18 protein-coding genes are annotated in these 21,893 nt (G+C 44.3%); 5 read left to right on the forward strand and 13 right to left on the reverse strand.

Annotated elements, in window-relative coordinates; translation table 11 throughout:
- The first annotated feature begins 61 nt into the window (after window positions 1-61).
- Window positions 62-916 carry a LysR family transcriptional regulator gene (locus FKN16_RS06810; RefSeq protein ID WP_170902344.1) on the forward strand — a complete coding sequence of 285 codons (855 nt, stop codon included), beginning with the start codon at window positions 62-64 and terminating at the stop codon, window positions 914-916.
- Here FKN16_RS06810 and FKN16_RS06815 read toward each other — a convergent pair.
- The gene (locus FKN16_RS06815) at window positions 858-1,637 is read right to left on the reverse strand and encodes a TSUP family transporter (RefSeq protein WP_170902345.1); all 780 of its coding nucleotides are present in this window, start codon (window positions 1,635-1,637) and stop codon (window positions 858-860) included. The two genes, FKN16_RS06810 and FKN16_RS06815, sit on opposite strands and share 59 nt — an antisense overlap.
- Before the next feature lie 307 nt (window positions 1,638-1,944).
- Between FKN16_RS06815 and FKN16_RS06820 the strand changes: the two genes are divergently transcribed.
- Together FKN16_RS06820 and FKN16_RS06825 are read left to right on the forward strand one after the other, a co-directional pair.
- Entirely contained in the window at window positions 1,945-2,814 is an 870-nt protein-coding gene (locus FKN16_RS06820) for a hypothetical protein (RefSeq protein ID WP_104974495.1), read from the forward strand.
- Window positions 2,811-3,236 (forward strand): hypothetical protein, encoded by a 426-nt coding sequence (locus FKN16_RS06825; RefSeq protein WP_145473186.1) that lies wholly within the window; start codon window positions 2,811-2,813, stop codon window positions 3,234-3,236. The genes FKN16_RS06820 and FKN16_RS06825 overlap by 4 nt, the downstream gene beginning before the upstream one ends.
- Window positions 3,237-3,559: 323 nt before the next feature.
- On the opposite strand, the gene carB is transcribed toward FKN16_RS06825, so the two are convergent.
- A complete protein-coding gene (carB, locus tag FKN16_RS06830; RefSeq protein ID WP_047009081.1) occupies window positions 3,560-6,793 on the reverse strand; it encodes a carbamoyl-phosphate synthase large subunit in 3,234 nt (1,077 codons plus the stop codon).
- A 16-nt stretch (window positions 6,794-6,809) separates the two neighbouring features.
- Window positions 6,810-7,949, reverse strand: a complete 1,140-nt coding sequence (gene carA, locus FKN16_RS06835; RefSeq protein ID WP_104971266.1) for a glutamine-hydrolyzing carbamoyl-phosphate synthase small subunit — start codon at window positions 7,947-7,949, stop codon at window positions 6,810-6,812.
- A 245-nt stretch (window positions 7,950-8,194) separates the two neighbouring features.
- Between carA and FKN16_RS06840 the strand changes: the two genes are divergently transcribed.
- Window positions 8,195-8,422 (forward strand): hypothetical protein, encoded by a 228-nt coding sequence (locus tag FKN16_RS06840; protein ID WP_167394135.1) that lies wholly within the window; start codon window positions 8,195-8,197, stop codon window positions 8,420-8,422.
- A gap of 8 nt (window positions 8,423-8,430) precedes the next feature.
- Here FKN16_RS06840 and dapB read toward each other — a convergent pair whose 3' ends face one another.
- From dapB to secA, 3 genes are all read right to left on the reverse strand, one after another.
- The gene (gene dapB, locus FKN16_RS06845) at window positions 8,431-9,240 is read right to left on the reverse strand and encodes a 4-hydroxy-tetrahydrodipicolinate reductase (RefSeq protein WP_006742699.1); all 810 of its coding nucleotides are present in this window, start codon (window positions 9,238-9,240) and stop codon (window positions 8,431-8,433) included.
- 110 nt (window positions 9,241-9,350) lie between these two features.
- Complete coding sequence (gene mutT, locus FKN16_RS06850; protein ID WP_005396433.1) at window positions 9,351-9,749, reverse strand: 8-oxo-dGTP diphosphatase MutT; 399 nt, start codon at window positions 9,747-9,749, stop codon at window positions 9,351-9,353.
- Window positions 9,750-9,915: 166 nt separating this feature from the next.
- Window positions 9,916-12,645 carry a preprotein translocase subunit SecA gene (gene secA / locus FKN16_RS06855; protein ID WP_170902346.1) on the reverse strand — a complete coding sequence of 910 codons (2,730 nt, stop codon included), beginning with the start codon at window positions 12,643-12,645 and terminating at the stop codon, window positions 9,916-9,918.
- Between the two features lie 409 nt (window positions 12,646-13,054).
- Between secA and FKN16_RS06860 the strand changes: the two genes are divergently transcribed.
- Window positions 13,055-13,513, forward strand: a complete 459-nt coding sequence (locus FKN16_RS06860) for a DciA family protein (RefSeq protein WP_005396436.1) — start codon at window positions 13,055-13,057, stop codon at window positions 13,511-13,513.
- A gap of 113 nt (window positions 13,514-13,626) precedes the next feature.
- Here the strand turns inward: FKN16_RS06860 and lpxC are convergent, their stop codons facing one another.
- The 7 genes from lpxC to ftsW all read right to left on the reverse strand — a co-directional run bounded on the left by lpxC (window position 13,627) and on the right by ftsW (window position 21,875).
- Entirely contained in the window at window positions 13,627-14,544 is a 918-nt protein-coding gene (gene lpxC, locus FKN16_RS06865; RefSeq protein ID WP_005381871.1) for a UDP-3-O-acyl-N-acetylglucosamine deacetylase, read from the reverse strand.
- A gap of 101 nt (window positions 14,545-14,645) precedes the next feature.
- Window positions 14,646-15,884 carry a cell division protein FtsZ gene (ftsZ, locus tag FKN16_RS06870; RefSeq protein ID WP_012842149.1) on the reverse strand — a complete coding sequence of 413 codons (1,239 nt, stop codon included), beginning with the start codon at window positions 15,882-15,884 and terminating at the stop codon, window positions 14,646-14,648.
- Window positions 15,885-15,914: 30 nt separating this feature from the next.
- Window positions 15,915-17,177: a cell division protein FtsA gene (gene ftsA, locus FKN16_RS06875; RefSeq protein WP_012842150.1), complete on the reverse strand. Its 1,263-nt coding sequence runs from the start codon at window positions 17,175-17,177 to the stop codon at window positions 15,915-15,917.
- A complete protein-coding gene (locus FKN16_RS06880; protein ID WP_170902347.1) occupies window positions 17,170-17,952 on the reverse strand; it encodes a cell division protein FtsQ/DivIB in 783 nt (260 codons plus the stop codon). Before FKN16_RS06880 ends, ftsA begins: the two co-directional genes overlap by 8 nt.
- 192 nt (window positions 17,953-18,144) lie before the next feature.
- The gene (gene murC / locus FKN16_RS06885; RefSeq protein WP_170902348.1) at window positions 18,145-19,602 is read right to left on the reverse strand and encodes a UDP-N-acetylmuramate--L-alanine ligase; all 1,458 of its coding nucleotides are present in this window, start codon (window positions 19,600-19,602) and stop codon (window positions 18,145-18,147) included.
- 22 nt (window positions 19,603-19,624) lie between these two features.
- Window positions 19,625-20,692 (reverse strand): undecaprenyldiphospho-muramoylpentapeptide beta-N-acetylglucosaminyltransferase, encoded by a 1,068-nt coding sequence (gene murG / locus FKN16_RS06890; protein WP_145533444.1) that lies wholly within the window; start codon window positions 20,690-20,692, stop codon window positions 19,625-19,627.
- The gene (gene ftsW, locus FKN16_RS06895; protein WP_005396444.1) at window positions 20,679-21,875 is read right to left on the reverse strand and encodes a cell division protein FtsW; all 1,197 of its coding nucleotides are present in this window, start codon (window positions 21,873-21,875) and stop codon (window positions 20,679-20,681) included. The genes murG and ftsW overlap by 14 nt, the downstream gene beginning before the upstream one ends.
- Window positions 21,876-21,893: the final 18 nt, after the last annotated feature.

The raw sequence follows: 21,893 nt of genomic DNA on the forward strand, positions 1-21,893 counted from the left end.
TCGCCAATTCTTGTACAATTCGCTAAATTATTTCAACCATTCCTAACTTTCATTAATTATTATGTTGCTTGAAGGTATTGAGACGTTACTTGTCCTCAGTAAAGAAAAAACCATGAGCCGTACGGGCAGCCAACTCTATATTAGTCAATCTGCGGTGAGTAAGCGCATTTCGAATCTAGAGAAGAAGTTAGGAAAAAAATTGATTGAGCCAAGTGGTCGGCACATAAAGCTGACCTCCGATGGCCTCGCGCTCATCAACACGATCGAGCCAACGTTCAATGAGTTAAGAGGTCAGATCTATGATCAGCAAGAAATAGAAGATACTTCTTTGATCAAGATAGACTGCTCTGAAACCTTAGTCGCTGGATACCTCAGTGTGATCATGGCAGAACGCTTTGCCCATGACCAGTACATACGAATATCGACCAATCATACACCACGCATTATTGAGAACATCAAATCAGGTAAAGCGACACTGGGATTCTGTGCTGGTTATTTACCGCCTCACCATGGATTAATGAGCTTTCACCTCACTGATGAACCTTTTTCAATCGTCAGTAGATACCCACTTTCGCAACTACCCAAAGCCATTTTGACCAATGACTTAACCAATCCTGCCAATACTTACCAACAAGCTATTTTGTCAAAATACGGAATTGAGCCTTTGATGGAAATGGATTCATACACTGCGGCAGCACAACTGGCTTTGGGCGGAATGGCTCCCGCTTTAATTCCTAAATCTATCCTGAAGACACTTAATATCACACCCAAATTCTGCTATGACTTTGAAGAACTAGGACAGTTAATTCGACCAATACATATCTGCTTGCGCCACAGCACATATCGTAGCGAACGAGTTAAAGCACTAACAAAATCCATTGCTGATGTTGTTGCCAAAGAAGTTTCGTTGCCATAAGCATCGACATCACAATAACTAGAGGACGAATCCATTTTTGTCCTTTACTTACCACGACCTTCGCCCCTAACTGAGCACCAAGAAAACCGCCAACAGCCATAGTTAAGCCAAGCTTCCACACTGGCAACCCAGCTAAGATAAAAAAGAGTAGTGCCGCTATGTTTGACGTGAAATTGAGGATTTTGGTTCTAGCTGTGGCTTCGACCAAAGAAAAGTGACCTAGTGCAACAAAACAAACAGTAAAAATAGATCCAGTCCCAGGGCCAAAAAAGCCATCATAGAAGCCGATCCCGCCACCAATGCATAGCGCAAACATCGCTTCAGATAACTTTGGTTCTCCATCGATTTTTCGCGTACTTGGCGCGAGTAAAAAATAGAGGGAAATGGCTATCAAAAGAACAGGGATCAAACTGGTGAGTACGCTAGCATCAATAAACTGCACAGCCTCGGCACCGATTGCAGCACCTATAAAAGTGCAGAGTATCGCAAAACGCATTTCCTTTAAGCTGACAATACCGTTACGCACGAAATACCAGCTAGCAGAGAAACTGCCAAACGAACTTTGTAACTTGTTGGTTGCTAGAGCTTGAGTCGGACTCAACCCCGCAGCCAAAAGCGCAGGGAGCGTAATGAGCCCTCCCCCACCAGCCATCGCATCAATAAAGCCTGCGGCAGTCGCAACAAAAAATAGGGCCAACAAAATCTCAACCGTGATTTCCACTACACATCCTTTTTATTTAAAGAGGCATCAAAGAGGAAAAACGGTAGCACTTATTCACAAAACCACCAATGGAAAGTCAAGACACCAATCTATTCCTAATTTTCATAGAATTAATGCATAAACTTGATTCCAAACTTTTATATAAAATTTAGTTGTTAGGAAGAATTGAATCACTGTCACAAATCGATTCCTAATAATGAGATCAAACGCTTACCTTTAAATATAAAACTAGACGAATATAAAAAATCTGTTCAGCATGTAGAGTTTACATTGTCAGCGTTCGAAGTCCGATATCTGAGGAAAATACATGACTAGCAACTACCCTTTATCACGACATCAATCCTCAAAAAGTACTGGTAGTATAAGCACCTACCCACTTTATAAATCAAATAATCAACATCGAGATAAAGAAACCATTATCTTATCTATCGAGAGTTTTGATATCGTTGTCAAGAACAAAGTAAAAGACAAAGCGAAAATAGAACGTTGGAAAAACATAAAGGGAATGTTTGAAAATTCAGCAAACTATTATGCTACAGGACAGGACTTAGTTTTTATAACCAACTTATCAAACTATTTGTACGGAAATAATAGCTCTGTTATCGTCAAAAATTATTCTGGAGCTCCACATATCATACTCACAGGCTCCCCTGCTATGCACTCAAAGCTTTCTGGATTAGGAAAGTTTCTTCCCACACCAACTGTGGCAAAGTTCGCTGTTGGACCAGAAGGGGCATTACAATCCATTAGAAGTGGGGGCATAATAACAATTATCTTAATATCCACATACAGAGTGATTGACTTTTTCCTCAATGACCGTCAAACCTTAGCCAAACTATTTGGTACTTTAGCTAGTGATATAATCACTATCGGGTTATCGTCAGCTGCAGCAGCTATATTTGTAAACTTTGCCGCAGCAGTGGGTGGCAGTGTTGTAACTTTAAGCGCTGGCCCATTATTAGGGGCTATTTTGATAAGCTCGGCTGTAGGTCTTTTATTGAATAGAGAAAATGATAAACGAGGTTTAACACAGAAGTTAATAACCTCTATAGATATTTACTTAAAGCAAAGAGATATAGAAGCAAAGAAAAGAGCAAAAGAAGAATATAATGAGATTCAACGTAAGACTCAAAGTATGATCTTCTCTCAAGAAATACAGCGAGGTTTGTTACGGTGAAAAAAGAGAGTTACGACCGAACGCAAGTATTTTTTTATTTAATAGTTTTATTAGTATCCGCAATATCACTGTTAATATGTGGTTTTGATGGATTGTCAGATTTTTATATTAAAATCTATAATAATGAAAGTTATTCATCTTTTGATCAGGCTGATATTTTGATCATAGGCTCTAGTTTGATCTTATTTGAATGCTCTAGAATGTCTGTAAAAACATTAAAATCAAATAAATTCCTAACTAAAAGTGAGTTTAAAAATTCTAGTAAGGTATTTCTAATCATATCGGTAACTAGTTTTTTTCTTCTTTATCCTTCACTAATAGCGGCAGATATTTTTGCAAAAAGTAACGGATACTCTCTTGATACTGAAGAATCAACTTATAACTTAGTCTTAGAAAAAAGAATATACCGAATAGCTCCATAGTTAGTATGTTTTTAAGCTCAACACTGCTTATTTTAACTTTTGCTAATTACCTATCTGTTTAAAGAATTATGATCGGCTTAATCCCTCAGGCCTACAGGGTCAACTTTGTTGTAGCAAGTGGTAGTACTATTTCTTCATCTTTGGGAATATTGCTTGCCATAATTAGCTTGATGATCTTCAAAAGCAAAGCATACCAATCGTTCCTAGCACATTTTAATACTCTTCACTTTAGAAAAACCTCGATATAAAAAAGCCCGCTCAAATGAGCGGGCAATGAGGTTGTCATGTAAGCCCTGATTAACGAGCTTACTGATTTTTATCTGTTACGCGTCTAGACTCGCTTTCACTTTAGCGTGTAACTCTTGAACCGAAGTTACTGACGCTTTTGCGTCTGCAGTATGAGACATACATGTGGCGAACGCTGCGTTCAGTGTCGTTGTGTAGTTCACTTTTTCTGCCAGTGCACCACGGCGTAGAACTTTCGAATCTTCAATCGCTTGACGACCAGCAGCCGTGTTTACGATGTAGGTGTATTCATTGTTCTTGATGCGGTCAAGAATGTGTGGACGACCTTCGTGTACTTTGTTTACCAAACGTGGGTTAATACCCGCTTCGCCCAGAATTACAGCAGTACCGTGTGTCGCATCCAACTGGTAACCCAGTTTCACTAACTTAGAAGCTAGGTCAACAACACGCTCTTTATCACCTTCACGTACAGACAGTAGCGCACGACCACCTTCAGGATAAACCGCACCACAACCTAGCTCTGCTTTCGCGTAAGCTTCTGCGAACGTTGCACCCACACCCATTACTTCACCTGTTGAGCGCATTTCAGGGCCCAATAGAGGGTCAACACCAGGGAATTTGTTGAACGGCAGAACCACTTCTTTCACTGAGTAGTAAGGAGGGATAATCTCTTTAGTAAAGCCTTGTGACTCTAGAGATTGACCCGCCATTACACGTGCAGCAATTTTCGCTAGAGGAGCACCTGTCGCTTTCGATACGAATGGTACCGTACGAGCAGCACGAGGGTTCACTTCGATTAGGTAAACGTCGTTGTCTTTCACAGCAAACTGCGTGTTCATCAAACCGCGTACACCGAGTTCGAACGCCAACTTCTCAACTTGCTCACGCATCTTGTCTTGAATTTCCTGACTTAGCGTGTATGCAGGCAGTGAACATGCAGAGTCACCAGAGTGAACACCCGCTTGTTCGATGTGTTCCATGATACCGCCGATAACGACGCGTTCACCGTCACAGATAGCATCAATATCAACTTCGGTTGCATCATCCAAGAAACGGTCTAGTAGAACTGGAGACTCGTTCGATACGCTTACTGCTTCGTTGAAGTAGCGACGCAGGTCTTGCTCGTCGTATACGATTTCCATCGCACGACCACCGAGTACATAAGATGGACGAACAACTAATGGGAAGCCAATTTCTTTCGATTTTTCAACCGCCTGTTCCATCGTTGTTACTGTCGCGTTTTCTGGCTGAAGTAGACCTAGACGGTCAACAGCTGCCTGGAAGCGTTCACGGTCTTCCGCACGGTCGATAGCATCTGGGCTAGTACCAATGATTGGAACACCAGCCGCTTCTAGAGCACGAGCCAGTTTAAGTGGCGTTTGACCACCGTACTGAACAATCACACCTTTTGGTTTTTCAACGCGAGCGATAGACAGTACATCTTCCAGAGTTACTGGTTCGAAGTACAGACGATCAGACGTATCGTAGTCAGTAGATACCGTTTCTGGGTTACAGTTAACCATAATGGTTTCGTAACCGTCTTCACGCAGCGCAAGTGATGCGTGTACACAACAGTAATCGAATTCAATACCTTGGCCGATACGGTTTGGACCGCCACCAAGAACCATGATCTTGTCTTTGTCTGTTGGGTTTGCTTCACACTCTTCATCGTAAGATGAGTACATGTAAGCCGTGTCAGAAGAAAACTCTGCGGCACACGTATCCACACGTTTGTAAACCGGGTGAATATCAAACTGCTCACGAGCACGGCGAATTTCACTTTCAGCAACACCTAGCAGTTTAGACAAGCGCGCATCAGAGAAGCCTTTACGTTTCATCTGGCGAAGCACTTCTTTGGTCAAACCTGCGTAGCCGCCCGCCTTGACTTGCTCTTCGAGTTTTACGATTTCTTCGATTTGAACCAGGAACCAACGGTCAATTTGAGTCAAGTTGAACACGCCGTCAACTGACATGCCAGCTCGGAATGCATCGGCGATGTACCAGATACGCTCAGCGCCTGCTTCTTTAAGTTCGTGACGAATCTTAGTCAGTGCATCTGGTGCTTCTAAATCGACCATCTCGTCAAAACCAGTTGCGCCAACTTCTAGACCACGAAGTGCTTTGTGAAGAGATTCTTGTTGGTTACGACCAATTGCCATTACCTCACCAACCGATTTCATCTGAGTAGTCAGACGGTCGTTTGCGCCAGCAAATTTCTCGAAGTTAAAGCGAGGAATCTTAGTTACGACGTAGTCGATAGTTGGTTCGAATGATGCTGGTGTTGCACCGCCGGTGATGTCGTTTTGTAGTTCATCCAGAGTAAAGCCAACAGCCAGTTTCGCGGCAATCTTAGCGATTGGGAAACCTGTTGCTTTTGACGCTAACGCAGAAGAACGAGATACACGTGGGTTCATCTCGATGATAACCATACGGCCATCTTTCGGGTTGATACCAAACTGTACGTTTGAACCACCTGTTTCAACACCAATTTCACGTAGAACGGCTAGCGATGCATTACGCATTAGCTGGTATTCTTTGTCGGTCAGTGTCTGTGCTGGTGCTACTGTGATTGAGTCACCCGTGTGGATGCCCATTGGATCAAAGTTTTCGATTGAACATACGATGATACAGTTGTCCGCTTTGTCACGAACGACTTCCATTTCGTACTCTTTCCAGCCGATTAGTGACTCATCGATAAGAAGTTCGTTGGTCGGAGATAAGTCCAGACCGCGACGACAGATTTCTTCGAACTCTTCTTTGTTGTACGCAATACCACCACCAGTGCCACCCATGGTGAACGATGGACGGATGATACAAGGGAAGCCAACCATATCTAAAACTTTGTAAGCTTCTTCCATGCTCTTCGCTGTATCTGCGCGAGGACACTCAAGGCCGATAGACTTCATCGCTTTATCAAAACGAGAACGGTCTTCCGCTTTGTCGATTGCATCAGCCGTTGCACCGATCATCTCTACGCCGAATTCTTCTAGTACGCCGTGTTTCTCTAAGTCTAACGCACAGTTAAGTGCAGTCTGGCCACCCATGGTTGGCAAAACTGCATCTGGACGCTCTTTTTCAATGATCTTGCGTACCACTTCCCATTGGATTGGCTCGATGTAAGTCGCATCAGCCATCTCTGGGTCAGTCATGATCGTTGCTGGGTTCGAGTTAACCAGAATAACTCGGTAGCCTTCTTCACGAAGTGCTTTACAGGCTTGTGCGCCAGAGTAGTCAAACTCACATGCCTGACCGATAACAATCGGACCAGCACCAAGAATTAGAATACTTTGAATGTCAGTACGTTTTGGCATTATCTACTACTCCGAATTAAGCGCTGTGTTTTTTGATTAGTTCGATAAAGTGGTCAAATAGCGGTGCCGCGTCATGTGGACCAGGGCTCGCTTCTGGGTGACCTTGGAAGCTAAATGCTGGCTTGTCTGTGCGGTGAATACCTTGCAAAGAGCCATCAAATAACGATACGTGAGTAGCACGTAAGTTTTCCGGTAACGTTGCTTCATCTGCCGCAAAGCCGTGGTTTTGCGAAGTGATCATCACAACGTTACGCTCTAAATCTTTTACTGGGTGGTTTGCACCGTGGTGACCAAACTTCATTTTCACCGTTTGCGCACCTGATGCTAGCGCCAGAATTTGGTGACCTAGACAAATACCAAAAATTGGCAGGCCTCTTTCTAGGAACACTTTGGTTGCTTCAATCGCGTAAGTACATGGTTCTGGGTCACCAGGGCCGTTCGATAAGAATACGCCATCTGGATTTAGTGCCAGAACTTCTTCCGCTGACGTTTCTGCAGGTACAACCGTTAAGCGGCAGCCGCGGTCAACCAACATTCGTAAGATGTTGCGTTTTGCGCCGAAGTCGTAAGCAACGACGTGGTATGGCAGCTCGCTGTCATCTTTCGCCTCTGGAAGTCCACCTTCAAGCGTCCACGAACCTTGCTTCCATTGATACGCTTCTTTTGTTGTAACTTCTTTCGCAAGGTCCATTCCTTTTAAGCCTGGGAATTCTTTTGCTTTCGCTAGTGCCAAAGCTTCGTCTAGGTTGTTGCCCGCAACAATACAGCCGTTTTGAGCACCTTTTTCACGCAAGATACGAGTGAGCTTTCGCGTATCAATATCAGCGATGCCAACGATATTTTGAGACTTAAGGTAATCAGAGAGGGATTGTTCATTACGGAAGTTAGAAGCGATAAGAGGAAGATCGCGAATCACAAGGCCTTGTGCATGAATGGAAGAGGATTCTTCATCTTCGGAAGTGGTTCCGGTATTGCCAATGTGAGGATAAGTAAGGGTGACGATTTGCTGAGAATAGGAAGGATCAGTGAGGATTTCTTGATACCCCGTCATCGAGGTATTAAAAACGACTTCACCAACGGAAATACCATCTGCCCCTATGGACACTCCGTGGAACACTGTCCCATCTTCTAGGACTAACAGTGCTAATTTACCCAAGACAACCTCCAGAATAAAAATGCAAAAAAAATAAATCAAACTGCAAACATGCCTTCCTTTACCTATAAAATCTACATAAATAGGTATTTCAGACAAATTGGCGGTATTCTAAAGTTGGACTGGAAACCTGTCAACCTACAATCAAAAATAAATTATCAATTTCTAGCGAGTAAGGTCATTTCGAATCAGTAAGGCTCAAAAAGACAACTTTTGAATGCTATTACATAGGGAGGGATAGAGGTTTAATGAATTTTACAAATTTGAACTTTTTAGGGATCACAAAAAATTATGAGTTTTTAACGCAAACGTTCACTAAGACAAAAACAGGAACACTTTTAACGGTTACACCTAAAAATAAAACCAAAACAGACAAAAACACAACAAAAGTAAGTGCTAAAATCTTCTCTATCAGAATCATTTTATTTACAAATAATTCTATAGATATAAAAAAGCCGGCTAGCGCCGGCGAATAATTATGTATTTAGAGTTCATTCAATCCCAAAACATCTGTCATGGTATAAAAGCCCGCAGGTTTAGCACTCAACCAAACGGCAGCCTTTACGGCCCCATTAGCAAACGTCATGCGATCAGTCGCTTTGTGCGTTATTTCCACTCGTTCCCCGATATCAGCAAACATAGCTGTATGCTCACCGACGATATCGCCAGCGCGAATCGTAGCAAAGCCGATCTCATCTTTTGTTCGTTCACCAGTAATGCCTTCTCGGGCATAGACAGCTACATCATTCAGCTTATTACCCATCGCACCAGCAATAGCTTCTCCCATTCCGATAGCGGTACCAGAGGGGGCATCAACTTTATGGCGATGGTGTGCTTCAACAATCTCGATATCACAGTAATCCCCCATCACTTTGGCCGCTTTCTCAAGAAGCTTAAAGACAAGGTTTACGCCTACAGAATAATTTGGTGCCATCACAACAGGCACTTGCTTGGCTGCTTCATCAATAAGATCACGCTCTGCATCGCTGAAGCCAGTCGTCCCAATCACTATGCTCTTGCCGTATTTCTTACACAACTCGAGATTCGCTAATGTGCTTACTGGAGCGGTGAAATCGATGATTACATCAAAATTATCGACGTCTTTAGCAAGATCATCTGTTAAGAGCACATCGAATTTACCTTCACCACAAAGTTCACCGATATCGACGCCGACAAGTGAAGACTCAGGTCGTTCTGATCCCGCGCTCACTGTCGCTTCAGGATTAAGGTGTGAAGCTTTAACCAAATTACGGCCCATTCGGCCAGCTGCTCCTGCGATTGCAATACGAACCATTGCGCTTTCTCTCCTTCTCTAGATAACGAGGTTTGCTCTCGTTCTTTCGTTTTGCTTAATCTGTTTAAACTAACAACATACTATGGTTACCACAAGCAAGTTCATCGAGCTTAAGCAAACTCTTTTACAACACGCTCCAAGATAGGTACGTTCGCTTCAGGAAAGGTGTAGTCGCCCAATTCGCTGATCTCAACCCAGCATCCTTCTTGACCTTCTCGACCGTAAGGCTCATTACTGAATTGAGATACTGTAATAAAATCAAACTTGAGTGATTTGTCTGGATAGTCGTATTCCAAGTGTTCAAAAGGGGCTTGCTCAATAACTTCAATTCCCACTTCTTCTTCGAGTTCTCTTGTAATAGCAAGCTCAATACTTTCTCCCGGCTCGACTTTGCCACCCGGAAACTCCCAAAACCCGCCTTTGTGCTTATCATCAGGACGCTTCGTAATAAAGATCTTTGATTTGTCTTGGTTAAAAATAATTGCCGCGACTATGTGAATTCTTTTCATGGGGATTCCTAACTCTCAAGACCGTTGTACTTTACTATTGTGACAACGAGCTTCTACATCTCAAAAACTTTCTGACCTATCAAACTTATGGAATTTGATAGCCAAAGAATTTATTTAAAAAAAGAGTCGCCTAAGCGACTCTTTGAAAAATAATCCGACTAACAGATTAGTCGATTTTGCCGTGGCACTGTTTGTACTTCTTGCCACTGCCACAAGGGCAAGGTTCATTGCGACCGACTTTACGTTCATCACGTACCATTGGTTGATTTGAACCTTCTTCAGATTCTTCGCCTTCAGAAAGCGGATTTTGTGCTGCAGCGTGTTGCGCTTGTGCACGACGAGCGGCTTCTTCAGCTTGCGCACGACGCTGTTCTTCCATACGTTCAACTTCTTCTTGTTGCTGAACGCGAACACGAGATAGAACAGTAATAACGTCTGTTTTCAGCGCTTCTAGTAGACCCTCAAACAGTTCAAACGACTCACGTTTGTATTCTTGTTTTGGGTTCTTCTGTGCGTAACCGCGTAAATGGATACCTTGACGCAAGTGATCCATCGCAGCCAAATGCTCTTTCCAAAGCGTATCCAGAGTCTGAAGCATGACCGATTTTTCGAAGTTGCGAAGCACTTGTGCACCCACCACTTCCTCTTTCTCTTTGTACACTTCAACGGCTAGGTTGATGATCTTTTCACGTAATGCTTCTTCGTAAAGCTTGTCGTCTTCTTCAAGCCATTGTTTCACTGGCGCATCAAGCTCGAAGTCCGCTTTCAAGCGCTCTTGTAGACCTTCAACATCCCACATATCTTCTAGTGACTGTGGTGGAATGTACTCATCAATAACCGCTGTTAGCACATCTTCACGGTTTTGCTCGATCATGCCGCTGATGTCTTCAACGTTCATTAACTCGTCACGCAGTTCGTAGACAACCTTACGTTGATCGTTCGCTACATCATCGTATTCAAGCAGCTGCTTACGGATATCAAAGTTACGACCTTCCACTTTGCGCTGTGCTTTTTCAATTGAGCGAGAAAGCATTTTCGATTCAATAGCTTCACCTTCTTCCATACCACTTTGAATAAGGCTCGCCATACGATCAGAAGTGAAAATACGTAGCAAAGAGTCTTCCATAGATAGGTAGAAGCGCGATGAACCCGCATCACCTTGACGACCAGAACGACCACGTAGCTGGTTATCAATACGGCGAGATTCGTGGCGCTCAGTACCGATGATATGTAGACCACCAGCTTCTAGTACTTGGTCATGCACCACTTTCCACTCTGCTTTAATCGCATCGATTTGCTCTTGAGTTGGGTTCTCTAAAGCTTCAACTTTTGATTGCCAGCTACCGCCAAGCACAATGTCCGTACCACGACCGGCCATGTTGGTCGCGATAGTTACCGCACCAGGCATGCCCGCTTCAGCAACAATTTCCGCTTCTTTCTCATGGAATTTCGCGTTCAATACGTTGTGTTTGATCTTAGCCTTCTTCAATGCGTTAGAAAGAAGTTCTGACTTTTCAATCGACACAGTACCAACAAGCGTTGGCTGCCCTTTGGCAACACGCTCTTTAATATCTTCAATGATTGCCGCAAACTTCTCTGCTTCAGTACGGTAAACCACATCTGGCATATCGTTACGAATCATCGGCTTGTTGGTTGGGATAACCACCGTTTCCAAACCATAGATAGACTGGAATTCAAACGCTTCAGTATCCGCTGTACCTGTCATACCTGACAGTTTTTCGTATAAACGGAAGTAGTTCTGGAAGGTAATAGAAGCCAAAGTTTGGTTTTCGTTTTGGATCTTAACGCCTTCTTTCGCTTCTACTGCTTGGTGAAGACCTTCAGACCAACGACGACCTGGCATTGTACGACCAGTGTGTTCATCAACGATGACCACTTCGCCTTCATCAGTAACGATGTAATCAACGTTACGCTCGAATAACACATGAGCACGCAAAGCAGCATTCACGTGATGCAACATGCTGATGTTAGCCGGAGAGTAAAGTGTATCACCTTCCTCCATAAGGCCGTTTTTCACCAACAGTTCTTCAACGTATTCTTGACCCGTTTCCGTTAGGTATACTTGCTTTGATTTTTCATCAACAGTGTAGTGGCCATCACCACGGTATTCTTCAGAGTCTTCTTTATCTTGCTTTTTCAGATGCGGGATCAAAAGGTTGATTCGAGTGTATAGCTCAGAGCTATCTTCAGCAGGACCAGAAATGATCAAAGGAGTACGAGCTTCATCAATTAGGATTGAGTCCACCTCATCGACAACAGCAAAGAAGCGATCACGCTGTACACGGTCTTCGCTACGGAAAGCCATATTGTCACGAAGGTAGTCAAAACCAAATTCATTGTTGGTTCCGTATAGAATGTCAGCTTGGTACGCTTCTTTTTTCTCTTGAGGAGGCATGTTTGGCACGTTTACGCCAACGGTCATACCTAAAAATTCAAATAGAGGGCGGTTCGTCTCAGCATCACGTTTAGCTAGATAATCGTTCACTGTTACGATGTGAACGCCTTTACCAGCAAGAGCATTTAAGTAAGCTGGAAGCGTTGCAGTCAGCGTTTTACCTTCACCTGTACGCATCTCCGCAATTTGACCCGCATTTAGAACCATACCACCGATAAGCTGAACGTCGAAGTGACGCATGCCGTAGACACGCTTAGATGCCTCACGAACCGTAGCAAAAGCTTCAGGAAGTAGTTTATCAAGAGTTTCACCTTTCTCTAGGCGTTCACGGAACTCAACCGTCTTTGCTTTTAACTCTTCATCACTTAGAGCTTCGAATGTTGGCTCGTAGTTATTAATTTCTTTTACAATTTTTCTAAGGCGGCGCAGTGTTCGGTCGTTGCGACTGCCAATCACTTTTGTCAGTAGCTTAGTTATCATTTTTCGTGAATCTCTCTTTAAATCAGACCGTTCCCGATCTACTCATAATGCCTTCAGTCTCTGCCAGTTTGGAACTAAGAATACTGAGATAAATCATTTATCAAAGATATTGAGTTCAAACATCCATATTTCAAGGCTAAGTTTCGAAACAATGTGGCTTAGTGTAAGGATTTTTCATCGATACAACCATAAATAGACGTATTTGTTTGAAGCACTCTGAAGTTTTTACTTAAAGTGGTGACTGATTAGACGATATTGCATACCACAATATGTGTAATCTATTCAGAGCAGACTTTGCTTTTTACCTTGCTACATTGTAAAACTGAAGCGAAAGACGTTAATGTAAACTATACCTTGATAGAAAGCTGCTCTAGAATAGCTGATATCTCAACAAAATTAGATTTTACCTATGCGTGATCACCGTCCAACCTCGACTGAAGATGTTATTGCTGAATCACAGTTCAAGCAGATTCAAGAACATGCTGGAGAAATCTTACAGCTTAACCAAGCTTTGCAAGAGATCTTACCCAAAGGGACGGCCGATCATTGCCGGGTGGCGAATGTTCGTAACGGCCACCTATTGATCGATGTTTCTAGTGCCGCGATCAAAATGAAGATCGATTACGATCGCCTCATGATCCTAAATAAACTTCGTACTCAAGGCTTTGCCAAACTGATGAGCGTTGAAGTGAGGATCAATCCATCATTATACCGAAATCGTTTCGAACAAGACGACAGACCTAAACGTCCACCATTAACAGAATCTGCAGCAAAGTCATTGATGACGATTGCCGACATGGCACCGCCTAAAATTCAAGAGCGTTTAAAGCGATTGGCCGATATGGCAGAAAAGAAAGACCGTAAGTAACCGTTATTTCAATATGCTGAAAGCTCGAATGCTATTAATAAGCCCAAGATTAAAGCCAAATAGCAAAAAACCAGGCATAAGCCTGGTTTTTTATTAATTTTAATCCCGAGTATTTACGCAAGCACCATATTTGGTTCAGCGAATGCTACTGGTGAGCCGACTTCTTCTTCGAATGTAGTCCACTCCCACGCTTCCTGATCAGCAAGAACAGCTCGCAGAAGTTGGTTGTTCAAACCGTGACCCGATTTAAAGGCGCGAAATTCACCGATGATTGGGTGACCACACATGTAAAGATCACCAATCGCATCCAACACTTTGTGAGTCACAAACTCATTTTCAAAGCGTAGACCTTCTTCGTTAAGAATACGGTAATCATCCAATACGATAGCATTGTCGAAACTACCACCCAAAACTAGGTTTTGAGACTGTAGATATTCGATATCACGCATAAAGCCAAACGTACGTGCACGAGAAATTTCACGAACGAAGCCTTTTGAGGAGAAATCAAACAGCAAGCGCTGCTCGTCTGACTCAATAGCAGGGTGATTAAATTCAATTTCGAAGTCCATGCGGAAGCCGTTAAATGGTACAAACTCTGCCCATTTATCGCCATCTTCAAAACGAACTGGCTTTTTAATACGGATGAAACGTTTTGGCGCATTTTGCGTTTCGATACCTGCTTGTTGTAGCAAGTATACAAATGGGCTAGCACTACCATCCATAATTGGAATTTCAGGTGCGTCTACTTCGACAACAATGTTGTCGATGCCCATACCAGCAAGTGCCGCATTCAAGTGCTCTACAGTTGAAATACGCACACCTTCGTCGTTTACCAAAGCAGTACATAGCATGGTGTCACGAACAGAAGCTGGATCAGCTGGAAAATCTACAGGTGGGTTTACATCTGTACGACGGTAAATGATACCTGTATTTGCAGCAGCCGGGCGCAGAGTAAGCGTGACTTTACGACCAGAGTGGAGGCCCACACCAGTTGTTTTCACTATTTCTTTCAGAGTACGTTGTCTGATCATCTGCTTGCCTCTCAAAAATTTGCTACAAAACACGGCCGTCTGTAACGTCGACCGTGAATGCTACCATAATTTTGAGCCATGTCAAATTTATGGATTAAAGATTAATCAGCCTGACGACGCAAAAATGCCGGGATATCTAAATAACCACTTTCCTTCTCTTGCTTCGGAGCCGCAGAGCTTTGGCTCGACGATGCTGGAGAAGAAGAAACTGTATTTGTAGGCTGAGGAGTTACCTGTGGCTTCTCTTGCACTTGATTATTTTGCAAGGTTTGTGCCGGTTTCTCTTCAGCTTGCGTTGCCGCCGCTTGCTGTTGTGGTTGAGCCTGCGGCGTCGGAGCCACTTTCGCTTTACCACCCGCAACTAGCGTGATATCTGGTTTTTTCTCATTGCCAATACCTGTCGCTACAACTGTTACGCGGATTTCGTCCGTCATATCTGGGTCTAGAGAAGTACCGATAACAACAGTTGCATTGTCAGAAGCAAATGCTTTCACTGTATTACCAACCGTCTCAAACTCGTCAAGACGCATATCCAGACCTGCAGTAATATTGACAAGAACACCACGAGCGCCCGCTAGATCGATGTCTTCCAGAAGTGGGCTAGAAATTGCCATTTCAGCCGCTTCTTCAGCACGATCTTCGCCTTTAGCAATACCGCTGCCCATCATCGCGTGACCCATTTCAGACATTACTGTTCTTACGTCCGCAAAGTCGACGTTGATCATGCCAGGTCGAGTAATCAGCTCTGCAATGCCTTGAACTGCGTTCTTAAGAACGTCGTTCGCACTTGCAAAAGCTTCTAGTAACGTGACACCACGGCCAAGTACTTTAAGCAGCTTTTCGTTTGGAATCGTAATCAAAGAGTCAACGTGCTTAGACAGCTCATCGATACCTTGCTCAGCGAACGCCAAACGCTTTTTGCCTTCAAAGCTGAACGGTTTTGTCACTACCGCGACAGTTAGAATGCCAAGCTCTTTAGCTACTTCAGCAATAACAGGTGCTGCGCCAGTACCTGTACCGCCACCCATACCAGCTGCGATAAACACCATATCGGCGCCAGTTAGGGAATCTTTAATTCTATCTCTGTCTTCGAGAGCTGCGTCACGGCCAACCTGTGGATTAGCACCTGCACCCAGACCTTTGGTGATATCGCCACCGATCTGAATAACATTGCCAACGCTTGTCTTACGAAGTGCTTGCGCATCAGTGTTGACGCTGATGAATTCCACACCTTCGATGGATTCACGCACCATGTGTTCAACGGCGTTACCACCGCCGCCACCAACCCCAACGACCTTGATTACTGCATCGTCAGACATTTCCATCATCGGTTCAAACATGTGTTGTCTCCGTTTATCCTGCAACTCAGGTTAAAACTCTTTTTGTATCCAGTTACGCAATTTATCGAAAAAGCCAGTAACAGATGAGCGTTTAGGTTCATTATAATCGCTATCGTCGCTAGACTGCATGTCTCTTGCGTAATGAAGTAATCCAACTGCCGTAGAATGGTACGGCTCTTTTACATAGTCAGTTAATCCGCTGACTTCGAGCGGTTTGCCGACTCTTACTTGATTGCGGAATACGCGTTCCGCACATTCTATCACTCCGTCCATTTGCGCAGCACCGCCGGTGAGTACAACTCCCGCAGCTAGATGGTGCTTTATACCCTCTTCGCGCAATTTCGCTTGTACAGAGTCAATAGTTTGGTTAACCAGTCCCATAAGCTCAGAGTAGCGTGGCTCAATCACTTCTGACAACGTTTGACGTTGCAGACTACGTGATGGTCGCCCACCTACGCTTGGTACATTAACCGTGTCATCCTTACTGACCAGTTCACTCAAAGCACAGCCATATTTGACTTTTATTTCTTCAGCATCGCTCACTGGCGTACCAAAAGCAAAAGCAATATCGCTGGTTACAGCATTTCCTGCGTACGAAAATACTTCTGTGTGACGTAGCGCACCGCCAGTCCAGATGGCCACATCCATCGTGCCGGCGCCAATATCCACCACACAAACTCCAAGCTCTCTTTCATCCTCGGTGATTACTGCATTACTTGCAGCAAGCCCAGAAAATACGAGTTGCTCTACTTTAAGGCCGCATCGTTCTACCGCCTTAATAATATTGCGTGCCATGTCATTATGGCATGAGATAAGGTGGACACTTACTTCCATTCTTACCCCAGATAAACCAAGCGGATTTTTGATTCCCTCTTGGTAATCAATGGTGAACTCTTGCGGAATCACATGAAGGATTCGCTGTTCATCACCGATTTTAATCGATTTTGCGGTATGGATAGCGCGATCCATGTCTTCTTGAGACACTTCTTCATCTGAAATCGTGCCCATACCTTTTTCAATTCGGCTTGCGATATGCTTACCAGACAACGAAATGAAGACTCGGCTGATCTGGCACTCGGCCATCAATTCAGCTTGATCAATTGCACGTTGTACTGATTTTACAACCGACTCCAAGTCATTCACGCCACCTTTATCCATGCCACGTGAAGGGCTACTACCTGCGCCAATAATATTAATTTGACCGTCTGGTAGAACCTCACCCACTAGAGCCGATACGGTTGCAGTGCCTATATCAAGACCAACAATAATGTTGTCATCAGCGGCCTTAGTCATCTGTACTCTCTTCTAACTCTTGTTCAGGAAACCAACCAACTGCGGCTCCTGTATCGTACCTAAGATCGATATAACTGATTCTTTGCGTGTCACTGCCAAGCTTGTTATAGAGCTTAAAAAATCGCTCTATACGCTCAAGAAGAGACTCTTTACCGAGCTCTAATCGAATACCGTTATCAAGGATGATTTGCCAAGCTCGTCGCTCGTTTAATACCAGAGACGATATCGCTAAACCCAATTGCTGAAACTTAGGACTCAAATCACGGTAAGTCTGTAAGACTTCTGGTCCGCTGTTTTTGGGTCCGTACAGTTTCACTTTTTCTTCTTGTAACAGAGCCACATCGCCATCAAAAACAAACCCATTTTTATCTAACAGTTCGTTGCCATTCCAAATGGCTTCAGGTTGATGCTCTGTCAAAAAAACTTTTACTGTATCCGGCCACTGCTTTCGGATTGCGGCATGCGCCACCCATGGCAGAGCTTCGACACTTTGCTGTAATACATCAATATCCTGAGACATAAATGTACCGATGTGATCTATTCGACTAAATGCAGCCTGCACATCGTCAGCTTGAACATACTCCAGTTTTCCCTGAAGTACTATTTTGGAGAGAGGTAACCTTTGGTCATCCCACATCCAACTGATCGCCGAGTACAAAACAGAACTAATTAAGGTCACAACCACAACGAAAAATAACGCACCCAAGATTTTCTCTTGGCGACCACGGTTATTATCCGTGTTTGGTCGCTCGTCATTCAGTGCAATATTCAACAACGTCTTCGTTTCCTGACTTTTGTCGTGTACTTTTTACCCACATAATTACGCAGAGGTAAAAGTCTTGACTTTAACCTTGGGATTATACTGAGCTCTTGTAAACTATCAAACACTGATAGCAATAAATCACAATGATATTGACGCAAAATCGAGATCTGAGTCTTTATCTGTCCTTCGCGCCAACAATCTGTGTTAACCAAGCATCTTGTTTATATTTAATTCAAGACCTGCCAGTTGTTTCGCCACTTTACCAACATCACCCGCACCTTGCGTTAAGATTAGGTCGCCGTCTTGTATAACGTTAGCTAAAACTGAAGGTAATTGCTCGATTTCTGGAACAAAAATCGGATCTACCTTACCTCGGCTGCGAATTGTGCGACACAATGAACGTCCATCAGCTCCTGCAATTGGCTTTTCACCTGCGGCATAAACATCCAACATGATTAATACATCAACTTGCTCTAGCACATTCGCAAAGTCATCGTACAGATCACGAGTACGGCTATAACGGTGTGGTTGGAAAATCATAACGAGACGTTTATCTTGCCAACCGCTTCGCGCAGCATTAATGGTCACATCAACTTCTGTTGGGTGGTGTCCGTAATCATCCACTAACATGGCATGACCATTACCAGTATCAAACTCGCCAAGGTGATCAAAACGTCGTCCCGTGCCTTGCGTACCGGCCATTGCTTTTAGAATTGCATCGTCTTCAATGTCATCTTCGGTAGCCACTGCAATCGCAGCCGACGCATTAAGTGCATTGTGACGACCTGGAATGTTCAGAGTGATATCTAGGTTGACACGCCCTTTACGTACTACCGTAAATTTGCCTTGCTGACCTTCTTGACGATAGTTTTCAATGCGTACGTCAGCATCTTCGGAGAAACCGTAAGTAATCACTTGACGACTAATACGTGGGATTAACTCTCGAACCACAGGATCATCAATACAAACAATAGCTTGGCCGTAGAACGGTAAATTGTGTAGAAAATCAATGAAGGTTTGCTTTAACGTTTCAAAGTCACCACCATAAGTATCCATATGATCGGCTTCGATATTGGTGACAATACTTACCATTGGTTGCAGGTGCAGGAATGACGCGTCGCTCTCATCCGCCTCAGCAATTAGAATACGACTCGAGCCTAAACGAGCATTTGTACCAGCGCTTTTCACCAAGCCGCCGTTTACAAACGTTGGATCAAGGCCTGCTTCAGAATAGATTTGTGTCACGAGTGCCGTCGTCGTCGTTTTACCGTGCGTGCCCGCAACGGCAATACCATGACGGAAGCGCATCAACTCAGCGAGCATCTCAGCACGACGTACAATAGGGATACGTAACTCCCGCGCAGCCATCACTTCTGGGTTTTCTTCGTTGATAGCGGTTGAAACCACAACCACACTGGCTTTTTCAACATTGCTTGCTTGGTGCCCAATAAATACCGTCGCACCTTTTGATACTAAACGCTCTGTCACAGGGTTTTCTGATAAGTCAGAACCCGTGATTTGATAGCCTTCATTCAACAGCACTTCTGCAATGCCGCTCATGCCCGCACCACCAATACCGATGAAGTGGATGGATTTCACGCGGCGCATCTCTGGCACCATGGCGCGAATCTGAGCTAAGTCTTGTGTATGTTGGATTGTCATCAATTCTATTCTCAATAATTCGTTAACGCTTTTCGGTCAAAGCGACAATGGCTTGTGCGACAACTCGGTCGGCATTCAATTTAGCAGCGCCACGCGCTTGCTCAGCCATCGTAAGTAAAGCTTGGCGATCCAATTGTTGGATCTGCTGAGTCAAAGACTCAACGGTTAAATCTGGTTGTTCAATCATTTTCGCTGCGCCGCATTCTACTAGATGATCGGCATTCAGTGCTTGTTGGCGATCTTTATGCATAAAAGGAATAAAGATCGCACCAACGCCAGCAGCAGAAACTTCAGAAACGGTTAACGCCCCTGAACGACAAACTAAAAGGTCAGCCCATGCATAAGCCTCTGCTACGTCGTCAATGAACTCTGTGACTTCTGCATTTACCACACCATTAGCTTGGTATGCTGCGTTCACTTCTTCGGCGGAACCTTTGCCCGCTTGATGACGAATACAGTAATCACCGCCCAACTTTGCCATCACTTCTGGCAGAGTTTGGTTAAGAATGCGTGCACCTTGGCTACCGCCCATCACCAAAATACGAATTGGGCCTTGGCGATCTTGCATTCGCTCTGCAGGTGCTTCTAATCTTGTTAGGTCTTCACGCACAGGGTTACCAACTACCTCAGCAGCAGGGAACGCGCCAGGAAAGGCCTGAAAGACTTTCTTAGCAATTTTTGATAGCCATTGGTTTGTCAAACCCGCAACCGCGTTTTGTTCGTGCAGAACAACAGGAATACCGCTCAACCAAGCCGCAATACCACCGGGGCCACTCACATACCCCCCCATACCTAACACGGCATCGGGCTTCCAATGCTTCATGTGCGCCCGAGCTTGCATGATGGCATTAATAATTTGAAATGGAGCTGCAAGCAGACGCTTTACGCCTTGACCTCGTAACCCTTTCACTTTGATAAAATCGATTTCAATGCCATGTTTTGGCACCAAATCCGCTTCCATTCGATCCGCCGTGCCTAACCAACGGATCTCCCAGCCTTGCTCTTGCAGCTGTTTTGCTACAGCTAACCCTGGGAATACGTGACCGCCAGTACCACCAGCCATCACCATCAAACGTTTATTTTGTTTCATTAGTTTGTTGTTCTGATTGTTGTTGCTCGCGTTTCAAGCGGCATTCGTAATCGATACGCAGCAATATGGACACTGCGACGGACATAATAATCAGACTGGAACCACCATAACTGATTAGCGGGAGTGTTAAACCTTTGGTTGGTACGATACCAGCTGCAGCACCAACGTTAACCAACGTCTGGAACGCAAACCAAATACCGATACCGAAAGCCAGATAACCGCCGAACATTTCGCCTTCTTCAAACGCACGCTTGCCTATGTAAACCGCTTTTAGCACTAAGCTAAAAATCAACATTAAGACCAACACAACGCCAACAAAACCGAGCTCTTCAGCAAGTACGGCAAACACAAAGTCGGTATGCGCTTCCGGTAGATATTCCAGTTTTTGAATTGAATTACCGAGACCTTGACCGAACCATTCACCACGACCAAACGCCATCAAAGACTGAGTCAACTGATAGCCACTGCCAAATGGGTCTTCCCACGGGTCAAGGAAGGAGGTTACTCGTCGCATACGGTATGGTTCGACTAAAATCAAACCTACCACAGCGCCGATACCTGCCACCATCAACGCGAGAAACTGAGTCAGTTTTGCGCCTGCGATAAACAGCATGCCAAACAGTGTTACTAGCATAACGACGACCGTACCCAAGTCTGGCTGACCAAGCAGTAATACTGCGAAGAAAGCAAACACCATGATTGGCTTCATAAAGCCACCAAAGAAGGTTTGTCGTACTTCGTCTTGTTTTCGAACTAAGTAACCAGACATGAAGATAAACAGCGATAGCTTCGCGACCTCTGCTGGCTGAAGGTTAAACAGCCCAAGAGGTATCCAACGAGACGCACCATTGACCGACTTACCCGCCAAGAGCACGATGATCAGCAGTGCGAAAGAAGCCCAAAGTAAGTAATGGCTCTTCTTAAACCACTCTTGCAAAGGCACTTGCAAAATAACAGCGGAGGTCCCTAACGCCAGCACGAGAAACGTCGCATGACGAAACATAAAGTGGAACGGCTGTTCCGTTAATCGAGAGCTGATTGGAAATGATGCAGAGGTTACCATGACCAAACCAGTCAACATCAAACCCAGTGCAATCCACACTAACTGACGATCAAACATCGCCTCTGGGGCTGGATGCTTGAGCCAATTACCAATACTGCGTTTAACGTTACCTAAACCCACGAAGTGTGTAACCTTTAA

The organism is Vibrio sp. 11-4(1), from assembly GCF_013048625.1.
Classification (GTDB): domain Bacteria; phylum Pseudomonadota; class Gammaproteobacteria; order Enterobacterales; family Vibrionaceae; genus Vibrio; species Vibrio diabolicus.

Bases quoted from the DNA above. Each gene is read 5' to 3' on its own strand.
- ftsA (WP_012842150.1), bottom strand. From the start codon at position 17,177: ATGACTAAGGCCGCTGATGACAACATTATTGTTGGTCTTGATATAGGC.
- dapB (WP_006742699.1), bottom strand. From the start codon at position 9,240: ATGGTTCGTATTGCAATCGCAGGAGCAGCTGGCCGAATGGGCCGTAAT.
- FKN16_RS06840 (WP_167394135.1), top strand. From the start codon at position 8,195: ATGAATTTTACAAATTTGAACTTTTTAGGGATCACAAAAAATTATGAG.
- secA (WP_170902346.1), bottom strand. From the start codon at position 12,645: ATGATAACTAAGCTACTGACAAAAGTGATTGGCAGTCGCAACGACCGA.
- ftsZ (WP_012842149.1), bottom strand. From the start codon at position 15,884: ATGTTTGAACCGATGATGGAAATGTCTGACGATGCAGTAATCAAGGTC.
- FKN16_RS06820 (WP_104974495.1), top strand. From the start codon at position 1,945: ATGACTAGCAACTACCCTTTATCACGACATCAATCCTCAAAAAGTACT.
- mutT (WP_005396433.1), bottom strand. From the start codon at position 9,749: ATGAAAAGAATTCACATAGTCGCGGCAATTATTTTTAACCAAGACAAA.
- lpxC (WP_005381871.1), bottom strand. From the start codon at position 14,544: ATGATCAGACAACGTACTCTGAAAGAAATAGTGAAAACAACTGGTGTG.
- murG (WP_145533444.1), bottom strand. From the start codon at position 20,692: ATGAAACAAAATAAACGTTTGATGGTGATGGCTGGTGGTACTGGCGGT.
- FKN16_RS06810 (WP_170902344.1), top strand. From the start codon at position 62: ATGTTGCTTGAAGGTATTGAGACGTTACTTGTCCTCAGTAAAGAAAAA.
- murC (WP_170902348.1), bottom strand. From the start codon at position 19,602: ATGACAATCCAACATACACAAGACTTAGCTCAGATTCGCGCCATGGTG.
- carB (WP_047009081.1), bottom strand. From the start codon at position 6,793: ATGCCAAAACGTACTGACATTCAAAGTATTCTAATTCTTGGTGCTGGT.
- FKN16_RS06860 (WP_005396436.1), top strand. From the start codon at position 13,055: ATGCGTGATCACCGTCCAACCTCGACTGAAGATGTTATTGCTGAATCA.